The following is a 17,022-nucleotide window of genomic DNA, read 5'->3' as shown; positions in this document are numbered from 1 at the left end:
AAGGAACTATCACTATAAAATAGAATTAGTATAAAAATGTCACAATTTAGACACAATTATAATGCGCGTGTTGTAGGGGCTATAAGTTTACTCTCGAGGAGGTAATGAAACGTATGAAAACGATTCTTGCTGTTGCTGGTCTCATTTGGGTAATGTCTCACGGTTTTCCGATTTTTGAAGGGGAGCAAATTCGTAGTGCATTGGATAAAAAGTTTAATGATTATCATGTGATAGATCGAAAAGATAATGTCGTTACAGTACGTGTGAAAGATTGTTTCCATACAGTTACGGTTGCGGATGGAAACGTTAAAAATGAAACAAAGATGTGTGATAAAAAGTAAAAGAAAGAAGCTGACTATAGTTTATCGTCCTAAGTCAGCTTTTTTTTCTTTTCCCAATTAGAAGTTTTTCAAACGCCTCAACAAACACATACATAAGTGTGGCGAGGACGCAGGTGAGTAATACGCTCAGTAAGACGAGCGTGAAATTAAATACTTGGAATCCATAGCTAATTAAGTAGCCAAGACCTTGTTTAGAGACGAGAAGTTCGCCGAATATAACGCCGACCCATGATAAACCAACGTTTACTTTTAACGTTGAAATAATGGCTGGGAAGGATGCAGGGAGAACTACTTGTTTATAACATTGCCATTTATTTGCGCCGAATGTGTCCATCACTTTTATATAGTTAGAATCGACTTCTTGAAATGCGCTGTAAATAACGAGAATGGTAATGATGATGGAAATGATTACTCCCATTGCAATCGACGAAGAAATATTTGGGCCGAAGATTACAATAATAATCGGACCAAGTGCCACTTTTGGCATGGCGTTTAGGACGACGAGATATGGATCAAGTACGCGGGCGAGAAGTGGTATCCACCAAAGGAAAGTAGCGATAATGGCTCCGAGCACTGTTCCAAGAATGAAGCCTACTCCCGTTTCAAGTAATGTCGTCCATATGTGGACCCAAAGCGAACCGTCAAGCCATTTACTAAGGAAGAGATCCCAAATGCTTGAAGGAGAGCTAAAGAGTAAAGGGTCAATCCACTCTTTTTTGCTAGCTATTTCCCATAGTGCAAAGAAAAGAATGAGCAGTAAAAGTTGTAAAGACCTGGCTAACCATGCGCGTCTGCGTTCTTTCTTCCGAAACTGTTCATGTAGTTGCTTTATATTATCCAAGGCGTTCCAACTCCTTCCATATATCTTGGAAGAGGGATGGGAAGTCATGGTGGTGGCGTGATTCTAACGGTGATAAAGAGCGGATGCCTTCCGGGACGATAAATGTTTTTGCAATTTTTCCGGGATTTGCTTGTAGTAAATAAATACGATCACTCATCGCAATTGCTTCTTCAATATCATGTGTCACGAGTAGTGAAGTTTTCTTATATTTACGTAGTAAGTTGAAAACGAGATCTTCTAGTTTCAATTTCGTTTGATAATCGAGCGCTGAGAATGGTTCATCTAGCAATAAAATTTTGGGGTCGGTCGCTAACGTTCGAACGAGAGCGGCACGTTGACGCATACCGCCGGATAGTTCACGAGGGTATTGCTCTTCTACGTCATGTAGACCGACTTGTTTTAAAAGCTGTAAAGTATGTTTTTTCGTCTGTTCATTGTAAATTTTTCGGGTGTGAAGTCCAAGCATAATATTTTCTTCAATTGTTTTCCAAGGAAACAAGTAGTCTTGCTGCAACATGTACCCCATAGATGGAGTTTTCGTTGTAATGGGCTCACCATCTAAAAAGACGATACCTTCAATTGGATCAAGCAACCCGGCAATAATGGAGAGGAGTGTCGTTTTGCCGCAACCACTTGGACCGAGTATAGAAATGAATTCGCCTTCTTCTACTTGTAAACTCATATCTTCGAGAATCAGTTTGGCATTCTCTTTTGCGAAAAAGCAGTGAGAAACGTTACGTATTTGTAAAAAACTCATACACTTCGCCTCTATTTCTTAATAACGCTTTCGGCAATTTTTGTATTGACGAGCGCTTCATGTGGAACTTCTTTTTGTAATTCACCAGCTTCCTTCATAATCGTTTGGAGCTGTTTCCATTCTTCAGCATCTAATAGCGGATTTGTCGCATAAGAATGTTGCTTTTTATACCGTTCGATTACTTTTACTGTAATGTCTTTTGAAGTGTCTTTAAATAACGGAGAAACGGCTTCAGCAATCTCTTCTGGACTATGAGTATCAACCCATTGCTGCGCTTTATAGAGAGCACGTGTGAATTTTTCAGCAGCAGCTTTATCCTTTTTTAAGAAACTTTCTTTTGCCATGAACGATGTATAAGGAACAGTACCTGATTCATTTCCGAACGAAGCAACGATATAACCTTTACCTTCTTTTTCGAATATACTTGCAGTCGGTTCAAAGAGCTGTACAAATTCTCCCGTACCAGATGCGTAGGCATTTGCAATGTTAGCAAACTCGATGTTTTGAATTAAGTTTGTATCTTTGTGAGGATCAATGCCATTTTTCTTTAAAACGTATTCTCCAACCATTTGCGGCATGCCGCCTTTACGTTGTCCTAAAAACGTAACACCCTTTACGTCATTCCAATTAAAAGAGTCTAATTTTTTACGCGAAACTAAAAATGTTCCATCTGTTTGTGTAAGCTGTGCGAAGTTAATGACAGGGTCTTTTGCGCCCTGTTGATGAACGTAAATGGACGTTTCAGAACCAACGAGAGCAATATCAATGCCGCCAGATAATAGGGCGGTCATCGTTTTATCTCCGCCAGCTGTTGTTTGTAGATCAATATTTAATCCTTCATCTTTAAAAAATCCTTTTTTAATCCCAACATATAACGGGGCATAGAAGAGGGAATGGGTAACTTCGCCGACCCGAATGTTTTGAGTTTGTTCTTTCGTACCTTCTTTTTTACTACTGCAAGCAGCAAATGTGAAAACAGCTAGTAACATGATACAAAAAACAGCTATTAATTTTTTCACTATATAACACCTCCTAGAAGTCACTCTACAAGCATGATATGTAGGTAAGTGCCCATATGTGAGTGTAGATAGCAGGAATTTTTTGGGTGATAAAGAAGTACAAATATAAGGGGTGATAAAATGGAGTACGAATATGATGATAGCGTACATTTACATCTTGATTATTTCGGAACAGAATGTGATATGGAATCGATTGCTTATAAGCGGAAGGATGAAGACGTGTGGGATGTGTATTTTAATTTTGGAGCATATGGTCTTCAGAAAGATGAGATCGAAACAGGTAGATTTATGGACGAATATGCTGGTTATTACGTTTTTTCTGTACATGCTCGTGATCTTAGCTGGGAATTTGGAAGTGCTCAATTTGAAGAGTGGGTTTTGAGAAATCAGATAGTAGAAAAATCGCTGCAAAAATAGGGAGGAATTTTGTGGTCGATTTTCTCATTTTATTGTTTATTTTCGTAGTCGGATTTTTTATTATGCAAGTACTCGTTTACCGATTTGCAAAGAGCAACATTCAAAAGTATACAAAAATAAAGTGTGTTCATATGTGGCTAGAGATGAATATGAAAAAGGGACCGAGATTAGATCTTTTTGATTTTGTAGTTATCGTACTTGTATGTATTATATGGAAAGTATGGATGTATTCTCTTGTGTAATAAATATGACTATTTCTGTTAAAATAAAGGAGAACCTGTCAGTGTTGATAGGTTCTTTTTTTATGATAACAATTTTGTAAAGTATAGTTTATTTATTATGCTACTAGAATATAGAAGAGATGAAGAAGTTGTATTTTTTAAGGGGAAATTAAGGATATACGTGTATAATACAAACACATAGGGAGACTAACTGCATACAAATATGTTATTTTGTATAGGACAATATGTTTTTTGATGCGAGACGAAGGGGTAAAGGAAAGAGGGAATAAATTGCTTTTTAATGTTTTAACACAACAACGAAGAAGAGATGAATTTTATCTTAGTTTTTCTCCTCAGGAGCCGAGGAAGAACCTACTAATTTCTATCATTCTTAGTGGAATGTGGGCGATTTGTTTAGAAACGCTGTTTTTTGTTATGTTAAGGTCTTTCGAATTCGAGAAAACTAAAGAATTTTTTAATGGGAAAATCCAGCTAAGTATACTCATTATTGTTTTGTGGAGTGTACTACTATACATCATTCATTTAAATAAAGGTATCAGTCATAAGCTTAGGCCAGCTATTCGAGTTTATGTTGTATTATTTTTAATTGCTCATACAATGAATTGGATGTATATCCTGATACAGGAGGATATGAATCTTATAGTAGTAAATACATGGGTGTATTTACAATATGGACAGTATATATTAAGCCTATTATTTATTTATATGGTATACGTTTTTGCATATAATTTGATTGGAAAAGTTTTCTTAAGTACAACGATAACTAGCTTAGTTTTAATTATTTTTGTGATGGTGAACCATTTTAAGCTCATTTTTAGAGGGGAGCCATTCTATCCGTCTGATTTTACACAGATTGGCCATATGAATTCCGTTATACCGATGGTTATGGATTATTTCAGTTTTTGGAATATGTTTCTGATGATAGTTAGTATTGTTTTACTTATATTTATAGTTATGTATATAAGAAAATACATTCCAGTTATAAAATCACATATTATTATAAGGATAATTTTAATATGTGGCTCTGCGTTTATGTTGTATGCATATAGTAACTACCCTACTACCTTTATGAATAATATATTTACAAAAGCTGGGGTAGACATCCGCGCATGGAATCAAGCTTCAAATTATAAGGGGAATGGTTTTGTTATAGGATTTTTAAGTAATTTAGATACGACAGTCATAAAAGAGCCAGAGGAATATTCAAAAGAAAATGTACAGCAAATTGCAAAGGATATAGAAAAGCAATATGGCGATAAAGTAAAAGCGCAAAAAAAGGTAGAGAAGCCGAACATTATATATATTATGAGTGAAGCATTTTGGGATCCGACAAAATTAACGAATCTTTCATTTAGCGAAGATCCAGTGCCGAATTTACATCGTTATACAGAGAATTTCCCAGGGGGACAAACGATAGCTCCTACATTTGGAGGGAATACAGCGAATACAGAATTTGAAGCATTAACGAGTTACTCGATGAGCCTTTTAATGCCAGGTTCTATACCGTATCAACAAGCTATTCCAAGTCAGAAAGAAGTTCCATCTATTGCAAGTGAATTGAAAAAGCAAGGGTATTATGCAAGTGCAATTCATGCCTTTAATCGATCGTTTTATAAACGGGAAGATGTATATAAAACATTAGGATTCGATAATTTTAATGCAGAAGACACGATGAAAAATACAGAAGTAGTTGGAGATAATATTGGTGATTTATCTATGAGTAAAGAAATAATAGATGAATTAAAAAAGAGAAAACAACCTACATTTATTCATGCGGTGACGATGCAAAATCATTTTCCATATACACCAAATATGTTTGGTGAAAATAAAATAGAAATTAGTGGATTAACAGAAGAGGAATCGAAAGCGGAATTAGAAGCATATACAGAAGGGGTAAGACTGTCGGATGAAGCGTTGCAATATTTAATAGAGCAGCTAGATGAGTTAGACAGGCCTACTTTATTAGTCTTCTTTGGAGATCATTTACCTATGTTAGGAACTAACAAATCTATTTATAAAGAAGCAGGATATATAGAAAATGAAGAGACGGTGAGAGAAAGATTAATTATGTCAGAAACACCATTGTTAATGTATGCGAATTTCGATTTGCCAAATGACAATTTAGGTTTAGTAAGTCCAATTTATTTTTCTAGTCTTGTTTTTGATTATGCAGGATTAAATCAATCACCATTTTATCAATTTTTATCGGAAATGCATAAAGAAATACCGGTTCTGAGAGATGAGTTAAAGGTTAATAAAGATGGGGAAGAGATAACAGATTTAACAAAAGAACAAAAAGAAATGTTAGAACAATATAAAATGCTCCAATATGATTTACTTGCTGGAAAGCAGTATAGTAAAGATATACTTTTTAAATAGAAAAACAAAAAGAACTTGTATAACGATACAAGTTCTTTTTTATAGTATTTAACGGGGTAACCAGACAAGCTGGGTTTAGGGAGTATTACCTGTACATTTAGTATAAATGAAAATGTAATCGTTTTATTGATTGATTTGTGAGAAATATGTGAATTTTAACCTTTTCAAAAACTGCGTTCATATTAACGCGATTTGGCATAGGTTTTTATGAACGTAAAAATTTTATAAGTTCTTCATTTAATTCATCCGCTTGATCGATTGGAGAACCGTGACCACTATTTGTAAGAGGATGTAACTGAGAGTTTTTAATCCGCTTTTGTGTGAGTTCAGCGCTTTTATAAGGGATAAGTTGATCGTGAATACCGTGGAATATTTTTGTTGGGACGTTAATTTTACTTAAATCTTTTGTTACGTCTTCATTTGCGGCTGCTTGTAATATTTTGATGAGAGCGTAGGAAGCAGACTGCATACCGAGATAAGAAAACCATTCTAACGTAGCAGATCCTAAGTTTCTATTAAAAAATGATAAAGATACATCATTTAAAAATTTAGGCAGATTGGCATACATTTGATTAATAAGGGTATCTGCTTGTTCTTTTGGGACACCATAGGGAGATTCTTGATTTTTAACGAAAGAGGGGGAAACAGCATCGACTAATACAAGTTTAGAAATACGATGACCATTATAGCGAGACATGTACCGAATAGAAAGAGCACCACCTACTGAGAAACCAACTAATGTAGCATTTTCTACTTGAAGTGCTTCTAGAACAATGGCGATATCGTCTGCTAAACGATCGTATGTGTAACCAGTCCACGGTTTATCAGATTGCCCGTTTCCGCGTATATCCATAGCGATGCAGCGGAAACCGTGCTGTGGTAACACATTGAGTTGATATTGGTACATTTGATGATTTAAGGGCCAGCCATGGACGAAGAAAACAGTTTTACTACCGGGACCAGGATTAACATCTTGCACAAAAATATGCACATCTTTTTCAACGGTAACAAACATGAATGAGCCTCCTATTCATACACTCTTTCCCAAAAGCGTTGTTATGCTTTTTTATTTTTTTGCGCCCATAATATAAGTATTATTGTTTATAGCTTTTATGCTTATATAGCCTGAAGATAATTCGCTGTATTGGCATGATTTCCCTAAAATGTTCGATTTCTCTTTGTTTGTCTAAGAAAATCATTTATTATAATAAATGGTATTCTTCGAGATATTATTTTGAAGGGGTGTTGAAGTGAAAGAAAGTTTTTTATCATATAAAGAAGAAGAAAGGAATGCAAAAATCCTTTTGTGGGTGCTATATGTCATGGTTGTTTCATACCAAGTTTTATATGCAATTGTATTAGAAAATAAATCACTAACGGATAAGGGACATAGCATATTATGGCAAGTTATTTGTGGAACAGCAATACTTGGTGTGAATGTATATTTAATAAAGAAAGAGAAAGCGAATTTCGTTAAATATGCATGTATATTTGCATACTTAGGAATAGAGATTGCTAATATACTTTCGTATATTCTTTATAATGAGGCGGCATTTGATGGGGTAAATATAATAGAAATTATTCTCATCTTCTTTGTACCTATATTTTTAAATAAAAAATATTTTGTGTTTGTACTTTCAACTATTGTAGCGAAATATGTAATTTACTTATTTGTATTAGAGGAAGTAAAAGCGTTTATGTTCCTCATTATGTATACACTCGTATTAATAGTGGCATATATCATTTTAAATCGCTTTATACAATACCTTTCAGCGGTAAAGAAAAGTATTAAGATTGCTAGTGAATCACAAAAATTAGCAGTGATCGGAAAAATGGCAGCGACAGTGGGACATGAAATTAAAAATCCACTTGCTTCATTAAAAGGGTTTACGCAATTACAACGAGAGAAGCATGCAGAGGACCCTATTTACAAACAGATGATTTTTGAAATAGAAAATATGAATAATATGATAAGTGAATTGATGGAAGTTGCTACATGTAAACCTTCTATTTATAAGAAATATAATATAGGTGAAATTGCATTACAAGCAGTAACAATTCTTCGCGAAAAAATGAATGAATCTAGCGTCCAGCTTATTTCTAATGTGGAAGAAAAGACGATAGAAGTTGAATGTGATGAGCGGAAAATAAGAGGAGTCTTTCTATATGTCATAAAAAATGCTCTGGAGGCAATGGAGCAAGGTGGCACATTAGAGTTACGGTTAGAAAATAAAGGACAAGATTATGTAATACTAAGTGTAATCGATAATGGTTACGGTATTAAGAAAGAAAATTTAGCTCGTGTTACAGAAGCCTTTTATACAACGAAACAAGATAAAATTGGCCTGGGACTAACAGTAGCGAATCGGCTTGTTACTGAGCAGCATCTTGGTGAATTACATATTTCAAGTGAAAGAGATATTGGAACCAGAATAGATATCATTCTCCCGAAGCAACGTGGAAATAGTGAAATCCAAGTGGGAGAAAAGCTAGGAGTTACCATATGAATAAAGACGATATATTTAAAAATGAAGAAATGAAGGCACTGAAAATATTTTTAAGTTTATTTTTCATTATATTTTTTGTATACGATCTTGCCTACGAATTTATTGTACCTTTAATAGGAGGAGAGCAAGAAGGAGTAGGAGAATTTGAAGACGGTTTGGGTTTATGGCTTTATTTTCTGATGGTGATTTTGTTTTGTATTGGAGTATACTTCATGAAATGGAAGAATCTATTTGCAGTGAAATATATTATTCTAATTGGATATAACCTATTAGATTTTATCCATAATTTTATGATTTACTATGGTAGTGATGCTGAGTTTGATGGTGGGAATATAGTAGAAGGATTTTTTATTTTATTTGCCCCACTCTTTGTGAACAAAAGATATTTTTGGCTAGTCCCAAGCATACTTGTTGGAAAATACGCTCTCATAGGAATCATTATTCACTCTTCACTCGTTTTAATCCCGATGGCATTATATAGCGTATTTACTGTCATATGTTGGATTATGTTTTTGAGGTTTCAATCTTACGTTCGTACGCTTGAGATGATGGATAAAGAAATACAACAAACAGAAAAGCTAGCAACTGTTGGAAAAATGGCAACAGTTATTGGTTACAAAATTAAAAGACCTCTAGCGAATTTGGAGAAATTTGTGAATAAGCAAGCAAATAAATATCCAGAGGATAAAATATATAGTGATATTATGAAGCAAGAAGTGGAACGAATTCATACAATTGCTACAGAACTTAGTGGATTTGAGAAATCTAAATCACTAGAATCAGAAATTCATAGTATAGAAGAAATTATCGCTTATGTTATTCGAGTTATGGGGAAGCCTGCTTTAAAGCAAGGAGTTCACATACAAGGTATTTATAGTAAAGACATACCATCGATTATATGCGATGAAAAACGATTAAAACAAGTATTTTTTAATTTAATTAAAAATGCGATTGAGGCAATGTCAGTTGGTGGAATGATTACGATTAAAGTGACTGTAGAAGATGCAATCATTGTTCAAGTTAAGGATGAGGGGTGCGGTATTCCAAAAGATAAAATTCCGAAGCTAAATGAAGCCTTTTACACAACAAAAGAAACGGGAACTGGTTTAGGTTTAGTAGTTACAGAAAAAATTATTAAAGACCACAACGGTAAAATGAGTTTTGAAAGTGAAGTTGGGGTTGGAACGACGGTGAAGGTTATATTACCGATATCATGAAAAACTATGTTTAAAAGGGAGATCACTTACTTGAGGGTGATCTCCCTTTTTTGTTAAATAAATTACTTCTAAGAGAGAACTAAATATCAGTGATTAGAAAAATAGAATATACAGCACTGGCAGTAATTCCAGGGTTAATATAAAGAGATATAGCATCTCCTCTAGAAACTGGATTTCCAGTTGTAATGCTAATCCAAGTTATAGTAGCGGGACCTATTGCTGGAGTAGGATTAAACACTTGAATTTGTCCCGAGCCAGTATCTGTCGGTTTAATGGAAAATACTATAGTTCCGGTAATTTTGTCAGTAGTAGTTAAGGTAATAGTAGATAGAATGTAACTAGAGGTAGGGGCAGTGAGGTTTGTGAGGACATTCCTGCAAATATCAATTGTATAAACAGCAGCAGGTAAGTTATTTACATTTATAGACGCAGCAAAACCAACTATACTACCAGATCCAGCAGTGATATATGGAATAACATTAGAGTCAATTCCAGGAGAACCCGCTATACGTTGAAAACCAGCGTTTGTTCCTTGAAACACAATACTTTTTGCTGAAGCATTACCCGCAGTGCCAGTCGGCCCAGTAGAGCCAGTGGGCCCGGTGCTCCCAGAAGGTCCGGTGTTTCCGGTAGGTCCAGTGATCCCGGTAGCCCCAGTGTTTCCATTAGAGCAACCATTTTTCTTGTGGAAACAAAGTAACATCTATGTCAAGATTAACTGTAAATCAATCGTACATTTTTAAAGTGATTTTTATTTTTTTATAGAATAATAAGCGTTTAGAAAACAAATAAAGCCTAAAATCCAAGCAATAGAAGGAGAATAGGGAAGGATATGTTGTAATACAATTCCGCTAGAAATAAAAAAGCTACCGAGTAGGCCTAAGAAGATAGGGTATCAATTTTCTGTACATATCTTTTAGGAAAAATGGTGGTACAATATATGAAAGATACGAGAAGAGAGGATGAATAACGTATGTACGTTACTGTAACAGAAACAGCATATAAAAAGATTATGGATACGATTCCAAGTGAAGCGAAATATATAAAGTTATTTTACGATAATGAAGGTTGCGGTTGTGTAATGAGCGGCATCATTGATTTAGTAGCTGTAGCAGAAAAAGATGAGCGTGATGTAGATATTGAATCAAGCCAGTTTAGCTTTATCGCAGATCGCACAAAGCTTGTATTTATGGATGATAAGTTAACAGTTGATTGGCATGAAGGTGGAGGAACTTTTCAGTTGAAGAGTCCGAGCCAGTTTTATAATCCAAATATGAAGTTACATGTGCGAGTGTAGTAAAGGAAAGGTGGTTCCAAAATGTATTTTGGAACCACCTTTTTTTATTGGATAAGTCGCTATTATTATCGTTTTTTGTTGGTAAGTCGATATATTTAAAAAATCGCTGATATAATTCGAGTTGCGCTGATATATTTAGAAAATCGCCGATATAATTTCATGTACCAAAAGGTTCGCAAGATATAAAGATCTTTTCACATAATGAAATGTACATATGATTGAATTTTCTGTATAATTTTATTTGCGGAGGGGATACGCATGAGAAGATGGGGAATTGAGTTATTAATTTTAAGTGTTGTTATTATTTGGGGGATTAACTATACGATTGCGAAGTATGGACTTTTAGAATTTACAGCAATTGAGTTTACTGCACTTCGGATGATATCGGCGGCACCGCTTATGTTACTTCTTACATTTTTTATTGAAAAGTCGATTTATATGGAGAGAAAGGATATACCTAGATTAATCATCGTTAGCGTTGTAGGTATTATACTGTATCAAACATTATTTATGGAAACTGTAAAATATACATCCGCTACAAATGCCTCTTTACTCATTTCTATTTCACCTATTTTTACAACGTTATTTGCGATTTTCTTGAAACAAGAAAAATTTTCTTCTCGAAAGTTAATCGGTTCTATGATTGCTTTTGGTGGGGCAGCATTAGTTTTAGTAGCAGGGCATTCACTTGCTAGTTCTTTTTACGGGAATGGAATTGGGCTCATTACATCAATATGCTGGGGGCTTTATCCTGTTTTAGCTGGTCCATTAATTAAAAAATATTCAGCACTACGTGTTACCGCATGGTCAGCATTAGTTGGTGCGATTCCGCTCTTATTGTTAAGTGGACCACACGTATTTATAATGCCATTTCACATTACACATGGAATGACATTACTTGCTTTACTATATTCGATTTTCTTTGTAACGGTATTTGGTTTAGTGATGTGGTATGTTGGTGTTCAAAAAATTGGGGCGTCACATACGATGGTATATATGTATATAACGCCGCTTGTAGCTGTTTTATTTGCAGCTGTATGGGCAGATGAATATGTATCGTTTCAACAAATAATCGGTGGAATTATCATTTTTTTCGGTCTATGGTTTGTGAAATCGGAGAAAGTAAAAGTTCATTCTATTGCGGGGGAACCTATATCAAAATAGGAAAACAGATCACCTATGATCTGCTTTCCTATTTTTTTATTTTTGGTAAGAAGACGAGAAATAAGATAGCAGTAATAAGTGGGATTAAGTTTAAAAATGGAATACGGAAGAGTGTAATAAGAATAATACCTGGAAGAAGGACACCGAGGACAGCATAGAAAATACTATGGTTTTTCGTGTACCAATACAATGAAAGTCCAATAAGTGCAGGGATAATAAGGTGGATGAGAGCCATTAAAAAATAAATCATTAGACGCCCCCTTTATTTGTGTGCTTATTACATCATATCCGTATGTTCATAGATTGATATCACTTTTTTCATAAATGGACGAAAAATGTTTGGAAAAACGTCACAAATTATAAGAATATGATGTTTGAAATCTTGTATAATATTATTTCCTAAAAACATTTAAACAACGTAAACATATCGTTTATGTTGTTTTTGATTTGATTGAAATGGATGTAAGCAGTATAAACTTGAAAGAAATTTTTTGTTGGATAGATAAAAATCACTGAAGAGGAGAACAGCATGATTAGTATGTCATTAAGGTCATTTAAAATTCAATCGTATTATATACTAGGTATTTTGTTAATAGGATGGATGTTAACACCGTTTTCAGCACATTTTTTAGGCGCTGGAATTGGACTTATCGTAAGTATGTATTGCGTTTGGCTTTTAGGGAGACGAATTGAGAAGCTTGGAGATAGTATCGTAAAGAAAACGAAAGCACCGACGCTTGGTATGTTTAATCGTTTTGCTGCGGCTATTTTAGGTGCTATTATTATGTACGAAATTGAGCACCACATGGTGATGTGGGCATTTGCAGTAGGGATTATGGGCGGCTATTTCTTAATTGTTGTTAATTTAGGATACTATAGCATGAAAGATGAAAAAGAATTAACGAAGAGCTAAAAAGATAAAAAGCATCTTTTTAGATGGAATAGAGAATCCGGCGATGGATAGTACAACAGGAAGCGTAACTTTGCATAAAATACAGGTTTCCGCTTCCGATAAATTAATATGAAATCACGTATTAGTATGACTCTTAGTTTTTTTTAAAAAGTTGGATATAATACAAAAAACTATGCCGGTAATTAGAACAATATATTTTATTGTTTCACTTGTATGCTCAAATAAATTAACGTTAAGCATTACAAGTCCCCAAAACAGTTGGATTGCTCCATAACTGAATAAAATTTTTCCTGTACGAGAAAAATTTTTCATAAGCTTCACCCTTTCCTGTATATGTAAATTATAGCGTAAAAAACTAAAAACGAATGACTATAAAATGAATTTTCTGTAATTTATTCGAACTATATCACGGATGAAGAGAGAAGATATAGAAAGAAGCTTACGTAAAAAACGTAAGCTTCTTTTTTATGTAAGTGTGTGTAACCGTTAAGCCGCATTGGGTTTTGTCGGTGAGTACGCGAAACTTTACGGTTACACGACACTTATTCATATGAGTAAAAGGGTTATTCCAACAGAAAGTTTGTACTTAAGCGATTGGACCGCCTAAGTTAATAATATCTTCAGAAACGCTGTCGAACTTTTTGAAGTTCTCTTTGAATTCGCTCGCAAGCTCGATTGCTTTTGCTTTGTAAGCAGCTTTATCAGCCCAAGTTTGTTCAGGCATTAACACTTCGTCAGGTACACCTGGTACGTGAAGTGGAACTTCAAGACCGAAGATGTCATGTTTAGCTGTTTCAGTTTTCGCAAGTTCGCCGTTTAATGCAGCTTGAATCATTGCACGAGTGTAACCTAAGTTCATACGTTTTCCAACGCCGTATTCGCCACCAGTCCAGCCAGTGTTTACTAAGAATACTTTCGCATCGTGTTTCTCGATTTTTTCACCAAGCATTTCAGCATAGCGAGATGCATCAAGTGGTAAGAATGGTGAACCGAAGCAAGTTGAGAATGTTGCTTGCGGAGATGTAACACCGCGCTCTGTTCCTGCTAGTTTACTAGTGTAACCACTTAAGAAATGATACATAGCTTGTTCTTTTGATAACTTACTGATTGGAGGCAATACGCCAGATGCATCAGCAGTTAAGAAAATGATTGTATTTGGGTGTCCAGCAACACTTGGCAGTACGATATTGTCGATCGCATGCATAGGGTATGCAGCACGAGTATTTTCTGTTAAAGTAGTATCGTTATAGTCTGCGATACGTGTTTGGTTATTAATGATAACGTTTTCTAAAACAGATCCAAATTTGATTGCATCGAAAATTTGTGGTTCTTTCTCGTGAGAAAGGTTTACACATTTTGCGTAGCAACCGCCTTCAATATTGAATACACCGTTATCAGACCATCCATGCTCATCATCGCCGATTAATTTACGGTTTGGATCAGCAGACAATGTTGTTTTACCTGTTCCAGATAATCCGAAGAATAGTGCCACGTCGCCTTCTTCACCTACGTTTGCAGAGCAATGCATAGAAAGAATATCTTGTTCAGGTAGTAAGAAGTTCATAATAGAGAAGATTGATTTTTTCATTTCTCCAGCGTATTCAGTACCACCAATTAGTACGATACGTTTTTCGAATGAAACCATAATGAATGCTTCAGAGTTTGTACCGTCAACAGCTGGATCAGCTTTGAAATTCGGCGCAGAAACAATTGTGAACTCTGATTCATGAGTTGTTAATTCTTCTTCAGTTGGACGAATGAATAATTGATGTACAAATAAATTGTGCCATGCATATTCATTAATAACCTGAATTGGTAGGCGGTAATTGCGGTCAGCGCCTGCAAATCCATTGAAGACGAATAACTCTTCTTTTTCTTTTAAGTATTCTAAAACTTTCGTATATAATTTATTAAAATGTTCTTCAGAAATCGGTTGATTCACAGCTCCCCAAGCAATTTTGTCAGCAACCGATGCTTCTTTCACAATAAATTTATCTTTAGGAGAACGTCCTGTATATTTTCCTGTTGAAGCAGAAACGGCACCAGTCGAAGTCAATTTCCCTTCATTTCGCATTAATACTTTTTCCACTAATTGCGGAACACTTAGTTGAATCTGTGCATTGCTTCCGTTCAATAATTCGTGTAAACCAATTTGGACATTCACAGTACTCATATTTATATACCATCCTTTTCATTTAATGAAATATTTCTCGTAATCCCCAACAAGAGTATAACACAATTATATAAATAATGTATACTATTTATTTCTTTTTGTTTGTGTGAATACATTATTTCCTTATTAATATTTCAATTTAGGCGCATTGAGAAAAACTTTCAGGAAAATGTGAATATTAATTGACAAATGAATATCATTTCTTTAGTATAGGTTGGGACGGATACTCTCTTATCCCGAGCTGGCGGAGGGACAGGCCCGATGAAGCCCAGCAACCTCACTTGTAGTGGTAAATACAGGTGAATAGGTGCTAAAACCTGTGCGAGGCTACAGGTCTCGAACGATAAGAGCGAAGGGCAAAAAGCAGTATGCAAGTAGCAAATTAAACCTTTCCTCTATGTAAAATAGGAAAGGTTTTTCTGTATGCTTGTGGGAGAATAAATGTATGTCGCAGTTTGTGGCAAATTAAGGATGAGTTCCGTACAATATATACAATTACTGTAGGGAGGTTTACCACATGACAAAAAAACGTCATCTGTTCACATCTGAGTCTGTAACTGAAGGACATCCAGATAAAATTTGTGACCAAATTTCTGATTCAATTTTAGATGCGATCTTATCAAAAGACGCAAATGCACGTGTAGCTTGTGAAACAACTGTAACAACTGGTTTAGTATTGGTAGCGGGGGAAATTACGACTTCTACTTACGTAGATATTCCAAAAATCGTTCGTGAAACAATTCAAGGCATTGGTTACACACGCGCAAAATACGGATTCGATGCAGAAACTTGTGCAGTTTTAACATCTATCGATGAGCAATCTGCTGACATCGCTATGGGTGTTGACCAAGCGCTAGAAGCACGCGAAGGTCAAATGACTGACGCTGAGATTGAGGCAATTGGTGCAGGAGACCAAGGTTTAATGTTTGGTTTCGCATGTAATGAGACACAAGAATTAATGCCACTTCCAATCTCGCTTGCTCACAAATTAGCTCGCCGTTTAACTGAAGTACGTAAAGATGACACATTATCATACTTACGTCCGGATGGAAAAACGCAAGTTACAGTTGAGTATGATGAAAATGGTAAACCTGTACGTGTAGATACAATTGTAATTTCTACACAGCATCATCCAGATGTTACATGGGAAGAAATCGATCGCGATTTAAAAGAGCATGTAATTAAGGCTGTAGTTCCAGCAGAATTAATGGATGGAGAAACGAAATTCTTCATCAACCCAACTGGCCGCTTCGTAATTGGTGGACCACAAGGTGATGCTGGTTTAACAGGACGTAAAATCATCGTTGATACTTACGGTGGATACGCTCGCCACGGTGGCGGTGCATTCTCTGGTAAAGATGCAACAAAAGTTGACCGTTCTGCAGCATATGCAGCTCGTTATGTTGCGAAAAACATCGTAGCAGCTGGTCTTGCTGATAAAGCAGAAGTACAACTTGCATACGCAATCGGTGTAGCACAACCAGTATCAATTTCAGTTGATACATTCGGCACTGGTAAAGTATCTGAAGACGTATTAGTAGAACTAGTTCGTAACAACTTCGATCTTCGCCCAGCTGGTATTATTAAAATGCTAGACTTACGTCGCCCAATTTACAAACAAACAGCAGCTTACGGCCACTTCGGACGTACTGATGTAGATCTAACATGGGAACGTACAGACAAAGCTGCAGCTTTAAAAGAGCAAGCTGGTCTATAATATATGAAAAAAAGCTTTGCGCAGTGAGCGCAAAGCTT

At 35.5% G+C, this 17,022-nt stretch carries 17 protein-coding genes, 1 pseudogene and 1 riboswitch; of the genes and pseudogenes, 10 read left to right on the top strand and 8 right to left on the bottom strand.

All coding sequences use genetic code 11. The features are described from left to right. Nucleotides 1-113: 113 nt before the first annotated feature. A complete protein-coding gene (locus tag ATN06_RS24405; protein WP_000849109.1) occupies nt 114-341 on the top strand; it encodes a hypothetical protein in 228 nt (75 codons plus the stop codon). Nucleotides 342-375: 34 nt separating this feature from the next. Here ATN06_RS24405 and ATN06_RS24400 read toward each other — a convergent pair whose 3' ends face one another. From ATN06_RS24400 to ATN06_RS24390, 3 genes are read right to left on the bottom strand one after another with little or no spacing between them, the layout of a single operon-like run. Beyond that, the gene (locus tag ATN06_RS24400; protein ID WP_016135516.1) at nt 376-1,182 is read right to left on the bottom strand and encodes an ABC transporter permease; all 807 of its coding nucleotides are present in this window, start codon (nt 1,180-1,182) and stop codon (nt 376-378) included. Then, nucleotides 1,175-1,939: an ABC transporter ATP-binding protein gene (locus ATN06_RS24395; RefSeq protein ID WP_060632646.1), complete on the bottom strand. Its 765-nt coding sequence runs from the start codon at nt 1,937-1,939 to the stop codon at nt 1,175-1,177. Before ATN06_RS24395 ends, ATN06_RS24400 begins: the two co-directional genes overlap by 8 nt. An 11-nt stretch (nt 1,940-1,950) precedes the next feature. Further along, nucleotides 1,951-2,958 carry an ABC transporter substrate-binding protein gene (locus ATN06_RS24390; protein ID WP_060632645.1) on the bottom strand — a complete coding sequence of 336 codons (1,008 nt, stop codon included), beginning with the start codon at nt 2,956-2,958 and terminating at the stop codon, nt 1,951-1,953. 120 nt (nt 2,959-3,078) lie between these two features. Between ATN06_RS24390 and ATN06_RS24385 the strand changes: the two genes are divergently transcribed. The 3 genes from ATN06_RS24385 (at nt 3,079) to ATN06_RS24375 (ending at nt 5,996) form a co-directional block, all read left to right on the top strand. Continuing rightward, nucleotides 3,079-3,375, top strand: coding sequence for a DUF3986 family protein (locus ATN06_RS24385; RefSeq protein ID WP_060632644.1), 297 nt, complete (start codon nt 3,079-3,081; stop codon nt 3,373-3,375). A gap of 11 nt (nt 3,376-3,386) precedes the next feature. Next, the gene (locus ATN06_RS24380) at nt 3,387-3,617 is read left to right on the top strand and encodes a hypothetical protein (protein ID WP_060632643.1); all 231 of its coding nucleotides are present in this window, start codon (nt 3,387-3,389) and stop codon (nt 3,615-3,617) included. 234 nt (nt 3,618-3,851) lie between these two features. Then, complete coding sequence (locus ATN06_RS24375) at nt 3,852-5,996, top strand: LTA synthase family protein (protein WP_060632642.1); 2,145 nt, start codon at nt 3,852-3,854, stop codon at nt 5,994-5,996. A 205-nt stretch (nt 5,997-6,201) separates the two neighbouring features. On the opposite strand, the gene ATN06_RS24370 is transcribed toward ATN06_RS24375, so the two are convergent. Beyond that, nucleotides 6,202-7,011: an alpha/beta fold hydrolase gene (locus ATN06_RS24370; protein ID WP_016085844.1), complete on the bottom strand. Its 810-nt coding sequence runs from the start codon at nt 7,009-7,011 to the stop codon at nt 6,202-6,204. A 235-nt stretch (nt 7,012-7,246) separates the two neighbouring features. Here ATN06_RS24370 and ATN06_RS24365 point away from each other — a divergent pair, with 235 nt between their 5' ends. Continuing rightward, a complete protein-coding gene (locus ATN06_RS24365; protein ID WP_060632641.1) occupies nt 7,247-8,503 on the top strand; it encodes an ATP-binding protein in 1,257 nt (418 codons plus the stop codon). Further along, nucleotides 8,500-9,720, top strand: coding sequence for an ATP-binding protein (locus tag ATN06_RS24360; RefSeq protein ID WP_060632640.1), 1,221 nt, complete (start codon nt 8,500-8,502; stop codon nt 9,718-9,720). The genes ATN06_RS24365 and ATN06_RS24360 overlap by 4 nt, the downstream gene beginning before the upstream one ends. A gap of 79 nt (nt 9,721-9,799) precedes the next feature. On the opposite strand, the pseudogene ATN06_RS24355 reads toward ATN06_RS24360, so the two are convergent. Next, nucleotides 9,800-10,390, bottom strand: a pseudogene (locus ATN06_RS24355) (collagen-like protein); the annotation flags it as partial. Between the two features lie 303 nt (nt 10,391-10,693). On the opposite strand from ATN06_RS24355, the gene ATN06_RS24345 reads away from it, so the two are divergent. Continuing rightward, entirely contained in the window at nt 10,694-11,017 is a 324-nt protein-coding gene (locus ATN06_RS24345; RefSeq protein ID WP_060632639.1) for an iron-sulfur cluster biosynthesis family protein, read from the top strand. Nucleotides 11,018-11,275: 258 nt separating this feature from the next. Beyond that, complete coding sequence (locus tag ATN06_RS24340) at nt 11,276-12,181, top strand: DMT family transporter (RefSeq protein ID WP_060632638.1); 906 nt, start codon at nt 11,276-11,278, stop codon at nt 12,179-12,181. A gap of 28 nt (nt 12,182-12,209) precedes the next feature. Here ATN06_RS24340 and ATN06_RS24335 read toward each other — a convergent pair whose 3' ends face one another. After that, nucleotides 12,210-12,431: a hypothetical protein gene (locus ATN06_RS24335; protein WP_000639043.1), complete on the bottom strand. Its 222-nt coding sequence runs from the start codon at nt 12,429-12,431 to the stop codon at nt 12,210-12,212. A gap of 279 nt (nt 12,432-12,710) precedes the next feature. On the opposite strand from ATN06_RS24335, the gene ATN06_RS24330 reads away from it, so the two are divergent. Then, nucleotides 12,711-13,094, top strand: coding sequence for an ATP synthase subunit I (locus tag ATN06_RS24330; RefSeq protein WP_060632637.1), 384 nt, complete (start codon nt 12,711-12,713; stop codon nt 13,092-13,094). Between the two features lie 114 nt (nt 13,095-13,208). Here the strand turns inward: ATN06_RS24330 and ATN06_RS24325 are convergent, their stop codons facing one another. Together ATN06_RS24325 and pckA are read right to left on the bottom strand one after the other, a co-directional pair. Continuing rightward, entirely contained in the window at nt 13,209-13,406 is a 198-nt protein-coding gene (locus ATN06_RS24325) for a hypothetical protein (protein WP_060632636.1), read from the bottom strand. Between the two features lie 274 nt (nt 13,407-13,680). Continuing rightward, a complete protein-coding gene (pckA, locus tag ATN06_RS24320; RefSeq protein ID WP_060632635.1) occupies nt 13,681-15,267 on the bottom strand; it encodes a phosphoenolpyruvate carboxykinase (ATP) in 1,587 nt (528 codons plus the stop codon). Between the two features lie 228 nt (nt 15,268-15,495). Further along, nucleotides 15,496-15,617: riboswitch (SAM riboswitch) on the top strand. A 167-nt stretch (nt 15,618-15,784) separates the two neighbouring features. Between pckA and metK the strand changes: the two genes are divergently transcribed. Then, a complete protein-coding gene (metK, locus tag ATN06_RS24315) occupies nt 15,785-16,984 on the top strand; it encodes a methionine adenosyltransferase (RefSeq protein ID WP_000163118.1) in 1,200 nt (399 codons plus the stop codon). Nucleotides 16,985-17,022: the final 38 nt, after the last annotated feature.

Source organism: Bacillus thuringiensis (genome assembly GCF_001455345.1).
GTDB lineage: Bacteria > Bacillota > Bacilli > Bacillales > Bacillaceae_G > Bacillus_A > Bacillus_A thuringiensis_N.
This window is presented reverse-complemented; position numbering and strand designations above follow the sequence as displayed.

Coding starts and splice junctions, on each gene's coding strand:
- ATN06_RS24405 (WP_000849109.1), top strand. CDS start 114: ATGAAAACGATTCTTGCTGTTGCTGGTCTCATTTGGGTAATGTCTCAC.
- ATN06_RS24395 (WP_060632646.1), bottom strand. CDS start 1,939: ATGAGTTTTTTACAAATACGTAACGTTTCTCACTGCTTTTTCGCAAAA.
- ATN06_RS24385 (WP_060632644.1), top strand. CDS start 3,079: ATGGAGTACGAATATGATGATAGCGTACATTTACATCTTGATTATTTC.
- ATN06_RS24375 (WP_060632642.1), top strand. CDS start 3,852: ATGCGAGACGAAGGGGTAAAGGAAAGAGGGAATAAATTGCTTTTTAAT.
- ATN06_RS24370 (WP_016085844.1), bottom strand. CDS start 7,011: ATGTTTGTTACCGTTGAAAAAGATGTGCATATTTTTGTGCAAGATGTT.
- ATN06_RS24360 (WP_060632640.1), top strand. CDS start 8,500: ATGAATAAAGACGATATATTTAAAAATGAAGAAATGAAGGCACTGAAA.
- ATN06_RS24345 (WP_060632639.1), top strand. CDS start 10,694: ATGTACGTTACTGTAACAGAAACAGCATATAAAAAGATTATGGATACG.
- ATN06_RS24340 (WP_060632638.1), top strand. CDS start 11,276: ATGAGAAGATGGGGAATTGAGTTATTAATTTTAAGTGTTGTTATTATT.
- ATN06_RS24335 (WP_000639043.1), bottom strand. CDS start 12,431: ATGATTTATTTTTTAATGGCTCTCATCCACCTTATTATCCCTGCACTT.
- ATN06_RS24330 (WP_060632637.1), top strand. CDS start 12,711: ATGATTAGTATGTCATTAAGGTCATTTAAAATTCAATCGTATTATATA.
- ATN06_RS24325 (WP_060632636.1), bottom strand. CDS start 13,406: ATGAAAAATTTTTCTCGTACAGGAAAAATTTTATTCAGTTATGGAGCA.
- pckA (WP_060632635.1), bottom strand. CDS start 15,267: ATGAGTACTGTGAATGTCCAAATTGGTTTACACGAATTATTGAACGGA.
- metK (WP_000163118.1), top strand. CDS start 15,785: ATGACAAAAAAACGTCATCTGTTCACATCTGAGTCTGTAACTGAAGGA.